Origin of the sequence: Streptomyces sp. NPDC021749, assembly GCF_040640655.1 — a bacterium.
In the GTDB taxonomy this organism is placed as follows: domain Bacteria; phylum Actinomycetota; class Actinomycetes; order Streptomycetales; family Streptomycetaceae; genus Streptomyces.
On record NZ_JBFACE010000016.1, the window covers coordinates 69,371 to 86,704 of the forward strand.

At 73.0% G+C, this 17,334-nt stretch carries 17 protein-coding genes; 14 read left to right on the top strand and 3 right to left on the bottom strand.

The annotated features are described in order from the left end of the window. The first annotated feature begins 31 nt into the window (after positions 1 to 31). Entirely contained in the window at positions 32 to 889 is an 858-nt protein-coding gene (truA, locus tag AB0G35_RS18110; RefSeq protein WP_360949743.1) for a tRNA pseudouridine(38-40) synthase TruA, read from the top strand. 33 nt (positions 890 to 922) lie between these two features. Here truA and AB0G35_RS18115 read toward each other — a convergent pair whose 3' ends face one another. After that, positions 923 to 1,798, bottom strand: a complete 876-nt coding sequence (locus AB0G35_RS18115) for a hypothetical protein (RefSeq protein ID WP_360949745.1) — start codon at positions 1,796 to 1,798, stop codon at positions 923 to 925. Positions 1,799 to 1,853: 55 nt separating this feature from the next. Between AB0G35_RS18115 and AB0G35_RS18120 the strand changes: the two genes are divergently transcribed. The 4 genes from AB0G35_RS18120 (at position 1,854) to glmM (ending at position 6,290) form a co-directional block, all read left to right on the top strand. After that, positions 1,854 to 3,473, top strand: a complete 1,620-nt coding sequence (locus AB0G35_RS18120; RefSeq protein WP_360949747.1) for an ATP-binding cassette domain-containing protein — start codon at positions 1,854 to 1,856, stop codon at positions 3,471 to 3,473. A gap of 306 nt (positions 3,474 to 3,779) precedes the next feature. Then, complete coding sequence (gene rplM / locus AB0G35_RS18125; protein WP_030413033.1) at positions 3,780 to 4,223, top strand: 50S ribosomal protein L13; 444 nt, start codon at positions 3,780 to 3,782, stop codon at positions 4,221 to 4,223. 44 nt (positions 4,224 to 4,267) lie between these two features. Beyond that, positions 4,268 to 4,771 carry a 30S ribosomal protein S9 gene (rpsI, locus tag AB0G35_RS18130; RefSeq protein WP_360949750.1) on the top strand — a complete coding sequence of 168 codons (504 nt, stop codon included), beginning with the start codon at positions 4,268 to 4,270 and terminating at the stop codon, positions 4,769 to 4,771. 160 nt (positions 4,772 to 4,931) lie between these two features. Next, on the top strand, positions 4,932 to 6,290 hold the full coding sequence (gene glmM / locus AB0G35_RS18135; protein WP_360949753.1) for a phosphoglucosamine mutase: 1,359 nt from the start codon (positions 4,932 to 4,934) through the stop codon (positions 6,288 to 6,290). Positions 6,291 to 6,321: 31 nt separating this feature from the next. Here the strand turns inward: glmM and AB0G35_RS18140 are convergent, their stop codons facing one another. Together AB0G35_RS18140 and coaA are read right to left on the bottom strand one after the other, a co-directional pair. Continuing rightward, on the bottom strand, positions 6,322 to 7,269 hold the full coding sequence (locus AB0G35_RS18140) for a DUF389 domain-containing protein (protein WP_360949756.1): 948 nt from the start codon (positions 7,267 to 7,269) through the stop codon (positions 6,322 to 6,324). 16 nt (positions 7,270 to 7,285) lie between these two features. Beyond that, on the bottom strand, positions 7,286 to 8,275 hold the full coding sequence (gene coaA, locus AB0G35_RS18145; protein ID WP_360949759.1) for a type I pantothenate kinase: 990 nt from the start codon (positions 8,273 to 8,275) through the stop codon (positions 7,286 to 7,288). A gap of 166 nt (positions 8,276 to 8,441) precedes the next feature. On the opposite strand from coaA, the gene AB0G35_RS18150 reads away from it, so the two are divergent. The 9 genes from AB0G35_RS18150 (at position 8,442) to AB0G35_RS18190 (ending at position 17,261) form a co-directional block, all read left to right on the top strand. Then, complete coding sequence (locus AB0G35_RS18150) at positions 8,442 to 8,711, top strand: hypothetical protein (protein ID WP_360949762.1); 270 nt, start codon at positions 8,442 to 8,444, stop codon at positions 8,709 to 8,711. A 25-nt stretch (positions 8,712 to 8,736) separates the two neighbouring features. Next, complete coding sequence (gene glmS / locus AB0G35_RS18155) at positions 8,737 to 10,584, top strand: glutamine--fructose-6-phosphate transaminase (isomerizing) (RefSeq protein WP_360949765.1); 1,848 nt, start codon at positions 8,737 to 8,739, stop codon at positions 10,582 to 10,584. Then, positions 10,581 to 10,949, top strand: coding sequence for a holo-ACP synthase (locus tag AB0G35_RS18160; RefSeq protein WP_360949768.1), 369 nt, complete (start codon positions 10,581 to 10,583; stop codon positions 10,947 to 10,949). Before glmS ends, AB0G35_RS18160 begins: the two co-directional genes overlap by 4 nt. 10 nt (positions 10,950 to 10,959) lie before the next feature. Beyond that, on the top strand, positions 10,960 to 12,384 hold the full coding sequence (locus tag AB0G35_RS18165; RefSeq protein ID WP_360949771.1) for an NAD(P)H-hydrate dehydratase: 1,425 nt from the start codon (positions 10,960 to 10,962) through the stop codon (positions 12,382 to 12,384). A 115-nt stretch (positions 12,385 to 12,499) separates the two neighbouring features. Beyond that, positions 12,500 to 13,390, top strand: coding sequence for a L,D-transpeptidase (locus AB0G35_RS18170; RefSeq protein ID WP_360949774.1), 891 nt, complete (start codon positions 12,500 to 12,502; stop codon positions 13,388 to 13,390). A 59-nt stretch (positions 13,391 to 13,449) separates the two neighbouring features. Beyond that, positions 13,450 to 14,784, top strand: a complete 1,335-nt coding sequence (gene alr, locus AB0G35_RS18175) for an alanine racemase (RefSeq protein ID WP_360949777.1) — start codon at positions 13,450 to 13,452, stop codon at positions 14,782 to 14,784. Next, positions 14,781 to 16,118, top strand: a complete 1,338-nt coding sequence (locus tag AB0G35_RS18180) for an alpha/beta hydrolase (RefSeq protein ID WP_360949780.1) — start codon at positions 14,781 to 14,783, stop codon at positions 16,116 to 16,118. The genes alr and AB0G35_RS18180 overlap by 4 nt, the downstream gene beginning before the upstream one ends. 59 nt (positions 16,119 to 16,177) lie before the next feature. After that, positions 16,178 to 16,762 (top strand): tRNA (adenosine(37)-N6)-threonylcarbamoyltransferase complex ATPase subunit type 1 TsaE, encoded by a 585-nt coding sequence (gene tsaE / locus AB0G35_RS18185; RefSeq protein WP_360949783.1) that lies wholly within the window; start codon positions 16,178 to 16,180, stop codon positions 16,760 to 16,762. Positions 16,763 to 17,000: 238 nt separating this feature from the next. Next, positions 17,001 to 17,261, top strand: a complete 261-nt coding sequence (locus AB0G35_RS18190) for a hypothetical protein (RefSeq protein ID WP_360949786.1) — start codon at positions 17,001 to 17,003, stop codon at positions 17,259 to 17,261. Positions 17,262 to 17,334: the final 73 nt, after the last annotated feature.

Here is a 17,334-nt window from a genome sequence, read left to right on the forward strand (position 1 = left end):
CCCGAGGGATCTGCCCCGAGAGGATCTCCCCGTGAGTGACGAAGTACAGCCCGGATACGTCCGTGTCCGCCTCGACCTGTCGTACGACGGTGCCGCCTTCCACGGCTGGGCCAAGCAGGCCGGCGGCCGACGCACCGTGCAGTCCGAGATCGAGGACGCCCTGCGCACCGTGACGCGGTCGGGGGAGACCACGTACGAGCTGACGGTGGCCGGGCGGACGGACGCCGGGGTGCACGCGCGGGGCCAGGTGGCACACGTCGACCTGCCGGGGGAGCTGTGGGCGGAGCACCGGGAGAAGCTGCTGAAGCGGCTCGCCGGGCGGCTGTCGAAGGACGTGCGGATCTGGCGCCTGGCCGAGGCCCCCGAGGGCTTCAACGCGCGCTTCTCGGCGATCTGGCGGCGCTACGCCTACCGCGTCACCGACCACCCCGGCGGCGTGGACCCGCTGCTGCGCGGCCACGTCCTGTGGCACGACTGGCCGCTCGACGTGGACGCCATGAACGAGGCGGCCCGGCGGCTGCTGGGGGAGCACGACTTCGCGGCGTACTGCAAGAAGCGCGAGGGCGCGACGACGATCCGGACGCTCCAGGAGCTGAGTCTCGTACGGGGCGACGACGGGATCATCACCGCCACGGTGCGGGCCGACGCCTTCTGCCACAACATGGTGCGCTCGCTGATCGGGGCGCTGCTGTTCGTGGGGGACGGGCACCGGCCGGCGGACTGGCCCGGGAAGGTGCTCGCGGCCGGCGTCCGGGACTCGGCCGTGCATGTGGTCCGGCCGCACGGGCTGACGCTCGAAGAGGTCGGATATCCGGCGGACGGGCTGCTGGCGGCCCGCAACAAGGAGGCCCGGAACAAGCGGGCGCTGCCGGCGGGCGGCTGCTGCTGAGCTGCTGGGCCGCCCGCCCCGGGAGCCGGCCGGTCAGGAGGCCTGGCCGGCCTTCTTCTGCGCTTCCTTCAGCTGGCGCTCGGCGGCCTTGGCGGCCTGGTCCTTGCCGCGCTGGGTGATCTGGGCGAACGCGTAGGAGCCGCCGTCCCGGGCGATCTGCCGGGCCTTGGTCTCCGAGGTGACGACGTCCTTGCCGTTGAGGTAGCCGGCGATGGTGAAGTAGGCGTAGCGGCCGGTGGCGTTGGTGGCCATCCGGCACTTGTGGCCCTGGCAGAAGTCCGAGGGGACGCCCCCGCCGGGCAGCGGCATGAGGTTGGTCCGGTTCTCGTTCATGACCTTGGTGGCCTTGGCGGGCGAGTCGAAGACCGCGATGCCGATGGTGACGGCCACGCCGCCCTTGGCGTAGGTGGCGCGCAGCAGCTGCCTGCAGCCGTTGTGGGACAGCGAGGAGACCAGCGGGCCCTGGGCGGCGGCGGTGCAGTCCTTGGTCGAGGCGGTGCTGGTGCGCGGGTAGCTGTGCTCGCCGATGACCATGGCCTTCTGCGGGAAGAGCGTGGCCGGGGTGAGCGGCGCGGTGTCCTTCTTCGGGTCGGAGATGTAGTCCCGCGGGTTGGGCGGCGGCGGTACCGAGACGTCCGGGAAGGACGGCTTGTCGTCCGGGGTCGCGGCCTGGCCGGACGAGGTGGGCGCGGCGGTCGCGTTGCCGCCCGGGGAGTCGCTGCCGCCGGCCATCACGGCGGCGGCGACGATGCCGGCCACCGCGACGGTCGCCAGGGCTCCGCCGCCGATCCACATCCACCGTTTGCGGCGGGACTGCGCCTCGCTCTCCGCGGCGAGCGCGTCCCAGTCCGGCGTGGACGAGAAAGATCCCCCGGGGCCGTCGAACGGCCCGCCTTGCCCAAAACTCATGGCGCGCATCCTAATGCGGTTGGTGGAACGCTTATAGGCCGGTCACAATCCCGCCATGGGACATCTGGAAGCCGGGCACCTGGAGTACCACCTGCCGGACGGGAGGATCCTGCTGGGGGACGTGTCCTTCCGGGTGGCGGAGGGGGCGACGGTCGCGCTGGTGGGGGCCAACGGCGCGGGCAAGACGACGCTGCTGCGGCTGCTCGCGGGGGAGCTGGCGCCGCACGGCGGATCGGTGACGGTCAGCGGCGGGCTGGGCGTGATGCCGCAGTTCGTGGGCTCGGTACGGGACGACCGGACGGTGCGGGACCTGCTGGTGTCGGTGGCCCAGCCGCGGATCCGGGAGGCGGCAGCGGCGGTGGACGCCGCGGAGCTGGCGATCATGACCGAGGACGACGAGGCCGCGCAGATGGCGTACGCGCAGGCGCTGAGTGACTGGGCCGAGGCACGGGGCTACGAGGCCGAGACGGTCTGGGACATGTGCACCACGGCCGCGCTCGGCGTCCCGTACGAGAAGGCGCAGTGGCGCCAGGTGCGCACGCTCAGCGGCGGCGAGCAGAAGCGGCTGGTGCTGGAGTCGCTGCTGCGCGGCACGGACGAGGTGCTGCTGCTGGACGAGCCGGACAACTATCTGGACGTGCCGGGCAAGCGCTGGCTGGAGGAGCAGCTGCGGCAGACCCGTAAGACGGTGCTGTTCGTCTCGCACGACCGGGAGCTGCTGGCCCGCGCCGCGGAGAAGATCATCAGCGTCGAGCCGGGCCCGGCGGGCTCGGACGTCTGGGTGCACGGCGGCGGCTTCGGCACCTATCACCAGGCACGCAAGGAGCGTTTCGCCCGCTTCGAGGAGCTGCGGCGGCGCTGGGACGAGAAGCATGCGCAGCTGCGGCAGCTGGTGAACACGCTCAAGAACAAGGCGGCGTTCAACGACGGTCTCGCCTCCCGCTACCAGGCGGCGCAGACCCGGCTGCGGAAGTTCGAGGAGGCCGGGCCGCCGCCGGAGCCGCCGCGGGAGCAGGACATCACGATGCGGCTGCGCGGCGGCCGCACCGGCGTCCGGGCGGTGACCTGCGAGGACCTGGAGCTGACCGGCCTGATGAAGCCGTTCTCGCTGGAGATCTTCTACGGCGAACGGGTCGCGGTGCTGGGCTCCAACGGCTCCGGCAAGTCGCACTTCCTGCGCCTGCTGGCCGGCGAGGACGTGGCCCACACGGGCGCCTGGAAGCTGGGCGCCCGCGTCGTCCCCGGCCACTTCGCCCAGACCCACACCCACCCCGAATTGCTGGGCCGCACCCTCCTCGACATCCTCTGGACCGAACACGCCAAGGACAAGGGCCAGGCGATGTCGGCGCTGCGCCGCTACGAGCTGGAGAAGCAGGCCGAGCAGCCCTTCGACCGCCTCTCCGGCGGCCAGCAGGCACGCTTCCAGATCCTCCTCCTGGAGCTCTCCGGCACCACGGCCCTCCTCCTGGACGAACCCACCGACAACCTGGACCTGGAGTCGGCCGAGGCGCTTCAGGAGGGCTTGGAGTCGTATGAGGGCACGGTTGTGGCGGTGACGCATGACCGGTGGTTCGCGCGGTCCTTCGACCGGTTCTTGGTGTTCGGGTCGGACGGTGTGGTGCGGGAGACGGCGGAGCCGGTGTGGGATGAGCGGAGGGTGGAGCGGGCGCGGTAGCCGGCAGGCCCGGGGGGTCCGGGCGGCCGGGCTCCGCGGGGGTCCGGGAGCCGGGTCGGGGGGCGTTTTGACCGCGCTGGGGACGGGCCGGTATTCTGCGAGTTCGTTATGCGTATTGGCTTGCTCTATCTCACGTGAGGGGCCCTTACGCCGGTCCACCGGACCGACCACCAGAGGCGGACGATCGGGTTGCGTCACCCGTAGCGCCGCCATGCTGCGTGATCGATCGTGGTGACCAGTACAGGACCCACCCCCGAGTCCTCACGGCCCGGGGGTCCCATCACTGAAGAAGCGAAGGCTACGACCGTGCGTACGTTCAGCCCCAAGCCCGGCGATGTCCAGCGCCAGTGGCACATCATTGACGCGCAGGACGTTGTCCTGGGCCGTCTGGCCAGCCAGGCCGCGTCCCTCCTGCGGGGTAAGCACAAGCCGGTGTATGCACCGCACGTTGACACCGGTGACTTCGTCATCATCATCAACGCCGACAAGGTGCACCTGTCCGGCAACAAGAAGACCCAGAAGATGGCCTACCGTCACTCCGGCTTCCCGGGTGGTCTGCGCTCCGTCCGTTACGACGAGCTGCTCGACAAGAACCCCGAGAAGGCCGTCGAGAAGGCCATCAAGGGCATGCTCCCCAAGAACACCCTCGGCCGTCAGATGCTCTCGAAGCTGAAGGTCTACGCGGGCGCCGAGCACCCGCACGCTGCGCAGCAGCCGGTGCCGTTCGAGATCACCCAGGTCGCGCAGTAAGTCCGGCCACCCCCTAAGACGACAGAGAATTCTTAAGGAGCATCGTGGCTGAGACCACCCCCGAGACCCCGCTGGACGAGGTCGAGGAGTACACCACCGAGACCGAGGTCGTGGAGTCGGAGTACACCTCCGAGTCCCTCGCGTCCCGCTTCGGCGACCCGCAGCCGGCCGCCGGCCTGGGCCGTCGCAAGAACGCCATCGCCCGCGTCCGGATCGTTCCGGGCTCCGGCCAGTGGAAGATCAACGGCCGCACCCTTGAGGGCTACTTCCCCAACAAGGTGCACCAGCAGGAAGTCAACGAGCCCTTCAAGGTGCTCGAACTCGACAACCGCTACGACGTCATCGCCCGCATCTCCGGCGGCGGCATCTCCGGCCAGGCCGGTGCGCTGCGCCTGGGCGTGGCCCGTGCGCTGAACGAGGCGGACGTCGAGAACAACCGCCCCGCGCTGAAGAAGGCCGGGTTCCTCAAGCGTGACGACCGTGCGGTCGAGCGCAAGAAGGCCGGTCTGAAGAAGGCCCGCAAGGCGCCGCAGTACAGCAAGCGCTAATCACGCGCTGCGGCATGCAGCTCGTGGCGTACGCCCCGGTGGCACTTCCCGTGCTGCCGGGGCGTTCGGCTATCCGGGACCGGGCGGCGTAGATCTTCGTCCAGGGGCGTATACCTGGACGTGACGCTCTGGTCCAAGCTCAGAAACTCGGAGGACACCAGTGGGACGACTCTTCGGCACGGACGGTGTGCGCGGCGTCGCCAATGCGGACCTGACGGCGGAGCTGGCGCTCGGTCTCTCGGTCGCTGCGGCGCATGTGCTTGCGGAAGCCGGCACATTCGAGGGGCACCGGCCGGTGGCCGTGGTCGGGCGGGACCCGCGGGCGTCGGGGGAGTTCCTGGAGGCGGCGGTGGTGGCCGGGCTGGCCAGCGCCGGGGTGGACGTGCTGCGGGTGGGCGTGCTGCCGACCCCCGCGGTGGCGTACCTGACCGGCTCGCTGGGGGCGGACCTGGGCGTGATGCTCTCCGCCAGCCACAACCCGATGCCCGACAACGGCATCAAGTTCTTCGCCCGCGGCGGCCACAAGCTCGCCGACGAGCTGGAGGACCGGATCGAGGAGACCTACCGCGCGCACAGCTCCGGCGAGCCGTGGGAGCGGCCGACCGGCGGCGGCGTGGGCCGGGTCACCGTCTACGACGAGGGCTTCGACAACTACGTCGCGCACCTGGTCGGCGTCCTGCCGAACCGCCTGGACGGGCTGAAGATCGTCATCGACGGTGCGCACGGCGCGGCGGCGCGGGTCTCGCCCGAGGCGTTCGCCCGGGCCGGCGCCGAGGTCATCACCCTCGGCACCGAACCCGACGGCCTGAACATCAACGACGGCTGCGGCTCCACCCACCTCGCGCTGCTGCGCGCGGCGGTCGTCGAGCACGGCGCCGACCTCGGTGTCGCCCACGACGGGGACGCGGACCGCTGCCTGGCGGTGGACCGCGAGGGCAACGAGGTCGACGGGGACCAGATCCTGTCCGTCCTGGCGCTCGGCATGCGGGAGGCCGGGGCGCTGCGGAAGAACACCGTGGTCGCCACCGTCATGTCCAACCTGGGGTTCAAGCTGGCCATGGAGCGCGAGGGCATCGACCTCGTGCAGACCGCGGTCGGCGACCGGTACGTCCTGGAGGAGATGAAGGCGCACGGCTTCGCGCTGGGCGGCGAGCAGTCCGGGCACGTCATCGTGCTGGACCACGCCACCACCGGCGACGGCACGCTGACCGGGCTGATGCTGGCGGCCCGGGTCGCGGCGACCGGCCGTCCGCTCGGGGAGCTGGCTGGCGTCATGGAGCGGCTGCCGCAGGTCCTGGTGAACGTCCCCGACGTCGACAAGGCGCGGGTCGCCAGCTCGCCCGAGCTGACCCAGGCGGTCGCCGAGGCGGAGCGGGAGCTGGGCGCCACCGGGCGGGTGCTGCTGCGGCCGTCCGGCACCGAGCCGCTGGTCCGGGTGATGGTGGAGGCCGCGGACGAGGAGCAGGCGCGGGCGGTGGCCGGCCGGCTCGCGGACGCGGTCAAGTCCGCACTGGGCTGAGCCACGTGGGCCCCGCCCGCCGGCTGCGTCGTCAGTGGCGCAGCCGGCGGGCGGGGCCCGTGTCGTGCCGGGCCCACAGCAGTTTCTGGCTGATCAGGGTCAGGGTGCCGGCCACGATGATGCCCGCCAGGTTCAGCAGCAGCTGCTCCATGGAGCGCCAGGCCTGGCCGTACGCCCCGTAGGCGAGCGCGACCGCGGCGTTGGCGGCGGCCGGGACGGTCGTCACGGAGATCGCCACGCCGACCAGCGCGCCCGATTTCGCGGACGTCAGGGAGAGCACCCCGGCGATCCCGGCCAGCACGGCGACGACGAACGAGAACCAGTCCGGCCGGTAGATGAAGTTCGTGTTGGGCCGCTCCGCCGCCAGCGCCCCGGCGTGGAACAGGCCCACCGCGTCCATGAAGAGGCTGAAGCCCACCGTGAGCACCATGGCCGCGGCGAAGCCCACGACCAGCGCCGTCACCGAGCGCCAGGCCAGCCGCGGCGCCCGCTGCACCAGCGCGGTGCAGATGCCGGCCACCGGGCCGAACTCCGGTCCCACCGCCATCGCGCCGACGATCAGGATCGCGTTGTCGAGGACCACACCGCAGGCCGCGATCATCGTGGCGACCGTGAGGAACGCCAGGTAGGTGGCGGAGAGCGTGGACTCCTCGTGGGTGGCGTCGGTCAGCGACTCCCACAGCACCGCGTCGGCCCCCTCGCCGGGCGCCTCGTCCTCGGCCCGGTCGGCCCGTACGGACAGCGACAGGTCGATGTTCTCGATCGCGATCGAGCCGTCCGTGTGCAGGCCCAGCGCCCGCAGGCCGGTCAGCAGCCCGTCGGCGGCCTCCCGGGCGACGTCGCACAGCACCACATCGCCCCGCGGGTCCCGGGCGGCCCCGGCCAGCACCGCCACATGGGCCGTGCCGACGGTCGTCTCCAGCAGGCCCAGCACCGCGTCCGTACGGTCCGCCGGCACGATCATTCGCAGATGCAGCACGGTCCGCGCATCCTCCCTAGAGCTTGCGCAGCGACAGCCGCTGCACCTTGTGGTCCGGCCCCTTGCGCAGCACCAGACTGGCCCGGCCGCGGGTGGGGGCCACGTTCTGCTGCAGGTTGGGCCGGTTGATGGTGCGCCACATCATGCGGGCGTAGTCCAGGGCCTCCTCCTCGGAGACCTGGGTGTACTTGCGGAAGTACGAGAACGGGTTCTGGAAGGCGGTCTCGCGCAGCTTGCGGAACCGGCCGAGGTACCACTGCTCGATGTCCTCGGTGCGGGCGTCCACGTACACGGAGAAGTCGAAGAAGTCGGCCAGGCCGAGGCGGGTGCGCCCGTCCTTGCCGGGCAGTGCGGGCTGCAGGACGTTGAGCCCCTCGACGATGAGGATGTCGGGGCGCTGCACGGTGAGCCGTTCGCCGGGCACGATGTCGTAGATCAGGTGCGAGTAGACCGGGGCGGAGACCTCCGCTTTGCCGGACTTCACGTCCGCGACGAAACGGGTCAGCGCGCGGCGGTCGTAGGACTCCGGGAAGCCCTTGCGGGACATCAGGCCGCGGCGGTGCAGCTCGGCGTTGGGGAAGAGGAACCCGTCGGTGGTGACCAGCTCGACGCGCGGGTGCTCGGGCCAGCGGGCGAGCAGCGCCTGCAGCAGCCGGGCGGTGGTCGACTTGCCGACCGCGACGCTGCCGGCGACCCCTATGACGAACGGGGTGCCGGGCTGCGAGCCGTGGCCGTCGCCGGCGTCGCCCAGGAAGGTGTTCAGGGCGCCGCGCAGATTGCTGGTCGCGCCGACGTAGAGGTTGAGCAGCCGGGACAGCGGGAGGTAGACGTCGCGGACCTCGTCCAGGTCGATGACGTCGCCCAGGCCGCGCAGCCGCTCCACCTCTTCGGCGGTCAGCGGCAGCGGGGTCTTCTCCCTGAGGGCGCTCCACTGGGCGCGCGTCAGATCGACGTAGGGGGAGCTGTCGGCGCGGCGGCGCGCGTGCGGATCGGTCGTCAGGGGCACGCGCCCATTGTGCGCAGCCGTCACACGCCGTTCATGCGGGGGTGTCACACGCCACCCCGGCCGGTGTGTGGCCTTCGCCACCTGCGGGTCTGTACCGGACGGAAATCGCCCGGTACGGTCGGCGCGGGGGCGGCCCGCAATCCGGGCCGCGAAGAAGACACAGGGGGTGGCTGTGCGCACGCGCAAGCCAGCACTGCCGGGACTGCGGTACCGGCGCAGGAAGACCGGACCGGACGGCACCGCGACGGACCTCTTCGTCGCACGGGTGCATGCCGAACTCGCCGAGGAACTCCCGGAAGAGGACCTGGGCGAGGACCTCGCCGACTTCCTGGAACGGTACGAGCCGGCCGGCGGGCCCGGCGCCGACACGGAGGCCGACGAGGAGTTCCTGGAGACGGTGCGGGAGGCGCACCACCGGATAGCGCGCGGGTATTGAGCGGGCCGCGTCGTAGGCTGCCCCCATGTGCGGAATCGTGGGTTACGTGGGCGGGCAGAGCGCCCTGGACATCGTCCTGGCCGGGCTGAGGCGGCTGGAGTACCGCGGCTACGACTCGGCGGGCGTCGCCGTGCTGGCCGACGGCGGGCTGGCCGCGGCCAAGAAGGCCGGCAAACTCGCCAACCTGGAGAAGGAGCTGGCGGACCGTCCGCTGCCGGCCGGCTCCACCGCCATCGGGCACACCCGGTGGGCCACCCACGGCGGGCCCACCGACGAGAACGCCCACCCGCACCTGGACAACGCCGGACGGGTCTCGGTGGTGCACAACGGCATCATCGAGAACTTCGCCGCGCTGCGCGCCGAACTCGCCGAGCGCGGCCACGCCTTGGCGTCCGAGACGGACACCGAGGTCGTGGCCCATCTGCTCGCCGAGTGCTACTCCTCGTGCGGTGAGCTGGCCGAGGCGATGCGGCAGGTGTGCCGGCGGCTGGAGGGCGCGTTCACGCTGGTCGCGGTGCACGCCGACGAGCCCGACGTGGTCGTCGGCGCGCGCCGCAACTCCCCGCTGGTGGTGGGCGTCGGCGAGGGCGAGGCGTTCCTCGCCTCGGACGTCGCGGCGTTCATCGCGCACACCCGCGAGGCGATCGAGCTGGGCCAGGACCAGGTCGTCGAGGCCCGCCGGGACGGGGTGACGGTCACCGACTTCGACGGTGCGCCGGCGGACGTCCGCGAATACCACGTCGACTGGGACGCCTCGGCCGCCGAGAAGGGCGGCTACGACTACTTCATGCTCAAGGAGATCGCCGAGCAGCCCAAGGCCGTCGCGGACACCCTGCTGGGGCGGATCGACGGTTCGGGCGTGCTGTCCCTGGACGAGGTGCGGATCCCGCCGGAGGTGCTGCGCGAGGTCGACAAGGTCGTCATCGTCGCGTGCGGGACCGCGTACCACGCCGGCATGATCGCCAAGTACGCGATCGAGCACTGGAACCGCATTCCCTGCGAGACCGAGCTGGCCAGCGAGTTCCGCTACCGCGACCCGATCCTGGACCGGCGCACGCTGGTGATCGCGATCAGCCAGTCCGGCGAGACCATGGACACCCTGATGGCGGTCCGGCACGCCCGCGAACAGGGCGCGAAGGTGCTCGCGATCTGCAACACCAACGGCTCGACGATCCCCCGCGAGTCGGACGCGGTGCTCTACACGCACGCCGGTCCCGAGGTCGCGGTGGCGTCCACGAAGGCGTTCCTGACCCAGCTGGTCGCCTGCTACCTGGTCGCGCTGTACGTCGCGCAGGTACGGGGCACGAAGTGGGGCGACGAGGTCCGGGCGGTGGTGCGCGAACTGGCCGCCATCGGCACCCAGGTCGAGCAGGTGCTCGGCACGATGGAGCCGGTGCGGGAGCTGGCCCGCAGCCTCGCCGACAAGAACACCGTGCTGTTCCTCGGCCGGCACGTGGGCTACCCGGTGGCGCTGGAGGGCGCGCTCAAGCTCAAGGAGCTGGCGTACATGCACGCCGAGGGTTTCGCCGCCGGTGAGCTCAAGCACGGTCCGATCGCGCTGATCGAGGACGATCTGCCGGTCGTCGTCGTGGTGCCGTCGCCGCGCGGCCGGTCCGTGCTGCACGACAAGATCGTCTCCAACATCCAGGAGATCCGGGCCCGCGGCGCCCGCACGATCGTGATCGCCGAGGAGGGCGACGAGGCCGTGGTGCCGTACGCCGACCACCTCGTCCGCATCCCGCACACCCCGGTGCTGCTGCAGCCGCTGGTGTCCACCGTCCCGCTGCAGGTCTTCGCCTGCGAACTGGCCACCGCCCGCGGCAACGAGGTCGACCAGCCGCGCAACCTCGCCAAGTCGGTGACGGTGGAGTGATCATCGGGGTGGGGATCGACGTCGCCGAGATCGACCGGTTCGCCGCGGCGCTGGACCGCACGCCCGAACTGGCCGGCCGGCTGTTCGTCGCGTCGGAACTGCTGCTGCCGAGCGGGGAGCGGCGCGGCACGGCGTCCCTCGCGGCCCGGTTCGCCGCCAAGGAGGCGGTGGCCAAGGCGCTGGGCGCGCCGGGCGGGCTGCACTGGACCGACGCCGAGGTGTACGTCGAGGACAGCGGCCGGCCGCGGCTGCGGGTGCGCGGCACGGTCGAGGCGTGCGCGGCCCGGCTGGGCGTACGGTCGTGGCATCTCTCGCTGAGCCATGACGCGGGGGTCGCTTCGGCCGTGGTGATCGCCGAGGGGTGACACTGGGGCCATGAGGACTGCCTACAGCGTGCGGACCGTGCGCGCCGCCGAGCGGGAACTGATGGCCCGTCTGCCGGACGGCGCCCTGATGCAGCGGGCGGCGGCCGGACTGGCCGCCGCCTGCCGGGAGTTGCTGGGCCGGGTCTACGGCAGCCGGGTCGTGCTGCTGGTGGGCAGCGGGGACAACGGCGGGGACGCGCTGTACGCCGGGGCCCGGCTGGCCCGGCGCGGGGCCGGCGTGGTGGCCGTCCTGCTCTCGCCCGAACGGGCCCACCAGGGCGGCCTCGGCGCGCTGCGGGCGGCCGGCGGCCGGGTGTCGGACGACCCGCTGCGGGACCTCGCCCGGTGCGATCTGGTCGTGGACGGGATTGTGGGCATCGGCGGCCGCGGCGGGCTGCGGCCGGATGCCGCCGAACTCGCCCGCGCCGCCTGGGAGTCGGCGCCCGTCGTGGCGGTCGATCTGCCCAGCGGGGTGGAGGCGGACAGCGGTGAGGTGCCCGGCGAGGCGGTACGGGCCGATGCGACGGTGACGTTCGGGGCGTACAAGCCGGGCCTGCTGATCGACCCGGCCCGGGAGCGGGCGGGGGCACTGCGGCTGGTGGACATCGGCCTGACGCTGCCCGAGGAGGCCGAGTTCGAGGCGCTGCAGCACGCGGACGTGGCGGAACTGCTGCCGCGCCCGGCGGCGGAGAGCGACAAGTACCGGCGGGGCGTGGTCGGTGTGGTCGCCGGGTCGGCGCGCTATCCGGGTGCGGCGGTGCTGGCGGTGGCCGGTGCGCTGCGCGGTGGTGCGGGGGCCGTCCGGTACGTGGGGCCGGCCGCGGACGCGGTGCTGGCCCGCTTCCCGGAGACGCTGGTGCACGCCGGTCCGCCACACAGGGCCGGCCGGGTGCAGTCCTGGGTGATCGGCCCCGGCATCGGCGACGAATCGGACGCCCTGGAGGACGTGCTGGCCTCCGACGTGCCGATCCTGGTGGACGCCGACGGACTGCGCTTCCTGACGCCGGAACGGGTCCGGGCGCGCACCGCCGAGACGTTGCTGACGCCGCACGCCGGGGAGGCGGCGGCGCTGCTGGGCCGCAGCCGCGACGAGGTCGAGGCGGAACGGCTCGCGTCCGTACGGGAGCTGGCGGCGCGCTATGCGGCGACCGTACTGCTGAAGGGCTCGACGACGCTGGTCGCGCAGGGGAGCGGCCCGGTGCGGGTGAACCCCACGGGCACCGGCTGGCTGGCCACCGCGGGCAGCGGTGACGTCCTGTCGGGTGTCACCGGCTCCCTCCTCGCCGCCGGCCTGCCCGCCCGCGACGCGGCATCCGTCGGCGCGTACCTCCACGGCCTGGCGGCCCGCCGGGCGGCCGCACCCGGGGGCGCCCCCATCCTGGCCACCGAGGTCGCGGACCATCTGGCGGCGGCCTGGCGCGATGTGACGGGGTGACAGGTTCGTGTGACTGGGCCGGGGTTACGCCCCGCGGGGGAATGCCGCGGGCAGCAGGGCGAACCTCGTGGCCGGGCGGGCGGGAGGGCGGTCCGGTCACGGGATGCGTGAGGGCATGAAACGCACGCTTGTGGCGCTGCTGGCCGGCGCCTCGCTGTTCCCGCTCGCCGGGCCGCCCGCGGTGGCCGTCGCCCCGTCAGCCGCTCGGTACGCGGCCGCTGCCCGGCAGGCGTCCTCCGCCGGGTACGTGACGTCCGCCCGGTACGCGCCCTCCGCCGGGTACGCGGCCGCTGCCCGGTTCGCGGCCCATGACCTCGTCCCCGGGATCCCGCACGGTCCGCGGCGGCCGGCGCCCGGCGGGCGGCAGCCGCACATCGAGTACGTCCCCCGGTCCGAGGCGGCGTGGGGCGCCCGGTCGGCGCGCTGCACCCGGTCCACCGGGCCGTTCCAGCGGCAGGCCGAGCGCTTTCTGCAGCGGAAGCCGGACGGCCGGCAGAGCGTGGGGGACTGCCGGGCGATCCGCCGGTTCCAGCGGGCGCACCGGATCGCCCCGGCGACCGGTTACGCGGGGCCGGTCACCGGCGCCGTGGTGCGGCTGCTGCGGGCCAGGAAGGACCCCAACCGGGCCGGCCACTGCCCGGTGCGGGCGGAGCGGACCGCGTGCGTCGACCTGGACCGGCAGCTGATGTGGGTGCAGCAGTCCGGACGGGTGATCTTCGACGCGGTGCCGATCCGGTCCGGCCAGCCGACGATGGAGACCCGTACCGGGACGTACCGCATCTATCTACGGCGCAGGTACCACATTTCGAACCTGTACCACACGCCGATGCCGTTCGCGCAGTTCTTCGACCGCGGGGAGGCGTTCCACGGTGTCGAGGACGACATCTACGAGGGGCCCGGCTCGCACGGGTGCATCAATCTGACCTGGTCGGACGCGCGCAACCTGTGGTACGTGCTCAAGAAGCACGACCTCGTGCACGTCTGGGGGCGGAAACCCAGCGGGTGAGCACGGTTTCCGTGCCGGTCCCCGGGGGCGCCGCGCGATCGCCTGCGACACTGAGGGGGATGAACGAGACAGCGAAGCGCGCCCGTGCCGTCGTCGACCTCGCCGCCGTGCGGGCGAACGTCCGTGCCCTGCGGGACCGCGCCCCCGGGGCGGAGCTGATGGCCGTGGTCAAGTCCGACGGCTACGGACACGGCGCGGTGCCGTGTGCCCGGGCGGCCCGGGCGGCCGGCGCGGGCTGGCTGGGTACCGCGCTCCCCGAGGAGGCCCTCGCCCTGCGCGCGGCCGGTGACACCGGGCGGCTGATGTGCTGGCTGTGGACGCCGGGCGGGCCCTGGCAGCGAGCCGTGGAGCAGGACATCGACGTGTCGGTGAGCGGCCTGTGGGCGCTGCGCGAGGTGACCGCCGCGGCGCGCGCGGCCGGCCGCACCGCCCGCGTCCAGCTCAAGATCGACACCGGGCTCGGCCGCAACGGCTGCCAGCCCGCCGACTGGCCGGAGCTGACCGCCGCGGCCCGCGCCGCCGAGGCCGCCGGCGCGCTGCGGGTCACCGGCGTCTGGTCGCACTTCGCCTGCGCCGACGAGCCCGGCCACCCCTCGATCGCCGCCCAGCTCGACGTCTTCCGCCGGGCGCTGCGGACGGCGGAAGAGGCCGGACTGCGCCCCGAGGTGCGGCACATCGCCAACACCCCGGCGACGCTCACCCTCCCCGAAGCCCACTTCGACCTGGTCCGTACGGGTATCGGCATCTACGGCATCTCTCCCAGCCCCGAACTCGGCACCTCCGAGGACTTCGGGCTGCGGCCCGCGATGACCCTGGAGGCCGCGCTGGCCTCGGTCAAACGGGTGCCGGGCGGCCACGGCGTGTCGTACGGGCACCGGTACACCACCCCCGGCGAGACCACCCTCGCGCTGATCCCGCTCGGGTACGCCGACGGCATCCCGCGGCACGCCTCCGGCACCGGCCCGGTGCTGGTCGCCGGGAAGTGGCGGACGGTCGCCGGGCGGATCGCCATGGACCAGTTCGTGGTCGACCTGGGCGGCGACAGCGCGGAGGAGGGCGATCCCGCGGTGCTCTTCGGCCCCGGCGACCGCGGCGAGCCGACCGCGGAGGACTGGGGCCGGGCGGCCGGAACCATCGGCTACGAAATCGTCACCCGGATCGGAACCCGCGTCCCGCGCGTCTATGTGGACAGTGGCATGGAGGGCGGGGTGGCCGGGGCAGAAGAGGCGCAAGAGGCACAGGCGCACGAAGAGGCCGGAGCGGAAGCCGGAACGACGGCCGGAACAGAGAGCGCCGCACACAGAGCAACGAACACCGCAACGAACATCCCAGCCCACACCACGACAGCCGGAACGGCCGATGGAGACACCGCGCTCACGGGGGGTACGGCATGACCGACGGCACTGAAGCCGCCGCGCAGGCGGTAGAGACGGCCGCCGAGGTGGCGGCCGAGGCCGCGAACAACTGGGCCAAGGCGGGCCGCCACGCGGGCATCGCCGGTGCCGCGATCGGCGTGGTCGCGGCCGGGGCGGCGGCCGGCGTGGCCATAGAGCGGCTGACCGTGGGCCGCGGGATGCGCCGCCGGGCCCGGCTCGCCCTGGACGCGGCCGGCCCGTACGGCACGCTGCGCGGCACGCCCGGCGCGGCGATCGCCGAGGACGGCACGGAGCTGTACTTCGAGATCGACGAGGTGGGCATGGAGCCCGCCCGCCCGGAGAAGGGCGACCGGCGGGGCGGCAAACACAGCCGCAACGACCCGTCGGCGAGGCCGGTCCGGGGCAAACAGGCCCGAGCCGCCCAGGAGGCCCACGGCGGACTGCGCAAGCGGCTGACGGCGGCGCTGGGCCGGCGCCCCTCGGCCGCCCCGACGGTCGTCTTCAGCCACGGTTACTGCCTGCACCAGGATTCCTGGCACTTCCAGCGGGCCGCGCTGCGCGGCACGGTGCGCACCGTCCACTGGGACCAGCGCAGCCACGGCCGCTCGGCCCGCGGGCACAGCCAGATCGAGGGCACCGAGAACGTCACCATCGACCTGCTCGGCCGGGACCTGAAGGCGGTGCTGGACGCCGCGGTGCCCGAGGGGCCGATCGTGCTGGTCGGGCACTCGATGGGCGGAATGACGGTGATGGCGCTGGCCGACCAGTTCCCCGAGTACGTCGCGGAGCGGGTGATCGGCGTCGCCCTGATCGGTACGTCCGCGGGCCGGCTCAGCGAGGTCACCTACGGGCTGCCGTCGATGGGCATGAAGGCGTTCCACTGGCTCGCACCGGGCGTGCTCAAGGCGCTGGGCTGGCAGCACGAGCTGGTCGAACGCGGCCGGCGGGCCACCGCCGACCTGTTCGCCGGGCTGGTCAAGCGGTATTCGTTCGGCACGCCGGAGGACGTGGACCCGGGCATCGCGCGGTTCGGTGAGCGGCTGATCGAGGGCACGCCGATCGATGTGGTCGCCGAGTTCTTCCCGGCGTTCGCGGTGCACGACAAGACCGAGGCGCTGGTGGCGTACGACGCGGTGCCCGCGCTGGTGCTCGCCGGTGAGAGCGACCTGATCACGCCCGCCGACCACAGCCGGACGATCGCGGAGGTGCTGCCGGACGCGGAGCTGGTGTGCGTGCCCGGCGCCGGCCACCTGGTGATGCTGGAGCGTCCCGAGCTGGTCAACGAGCATCTGGTGGCCCTGGTGGAACGCGCGGCCGCGGCGACCCGCAGTTCGGGACACGCACGGGCGTGAGGGTGGCAGCCGGGGGCGACGCTGCCTGGCGGGGTCGGCAGGGACGTACCATTTGCGGCATGAGCACCACCGCCCCTGTTGCGCATGTCACCGTCAAGTCCCCCGACCAGATGCAGGAGTTGGGCCGCAGACTGGCCCCGCTGCTGCGCCCCGGCGACCTGGTGCTGCTCACCGGTGAGCTGGGCGCCGGCAAGACCACGCTGACCCGCGGGCTGGGCGAGGGCCTGGGCGTGCGCGGCGCCGTGACCTCGCCCACGTTCGTCATCGCCCGGGTACACCCGTCCCTGACCGGCGGCCCCGCGCTGGTGCACGCCGACGCCTACCGGCTCGGCGGCGGGCTGGAGGAGATGGAGGACCTGGACCTGGACGTCTCGCTGCCGGAGTCGGTGGTGGTCGTCGAGTGGGGTGAGGGCAAGGTCGAGGAGCTCTCCGAGGACCGGCTGCACGTGGTCATCGCGCGGGCCGTAGGAGGGGGCGGCGCGGAGCGCCTCGTGCCGGGGCGGCGGTCGGGTGACGGGCGGGACGACGCCCCCGGCGGCGTGGACGGGCACCCGGAGGACGACGTGGACGACGTCCGCGAGGTGACGGTCAGCGGATTCGGCCCGCGCTGGGCGGACGCCGGCCTGGCCGACCTGGGGATCTGACCCGCTGACGGCCCGGTGACGACCCGCTGAGGGTCGGCTGACTTCCCGGTGGACCCGATCGGGCCGGGCCGCCTCATGGGCGGGCGGATATCCGGCCGCGGGTCCCGTAGTTTCCGACAAGCCGTCGGCAAGATGTTGCGTAGCCGGTACCGGCCGTGGTCACATGGGATGTGACCCCAGTTAGGTCAGCCTAAGTAACGAGCTCGCCGGGCTCGGAGGCGGTCCTAGCTTCTGTCGCTTGCCCCAGGAGCCCCGGGAGGCGTCCATGCCGGCCCACCAGCACGATGCGCGCGAGACGCCGACGATGAACGAACTGCTGGCGGCGTGCGCCGCGGCCAGCGCCGTTTCCACGCCCCCCGACGCCCCCGAGGAATCCCGTAAGGAACGCCCGGAATCCCGTAAGGACCGGCCGGCGGAACGGCCCGCGTCCGCCGCGGACGAGGCACCGGCGGACGGCGAGGACACCCCGGCGTCCACTCCCGGCCGCTCCGCGGCGTAGTCCGTACGGGCTAAGAAATCCCGGTCCAACCCTCGGGGGACCCGGCATCCCGGTCCAACCCTCGGGGGACCCG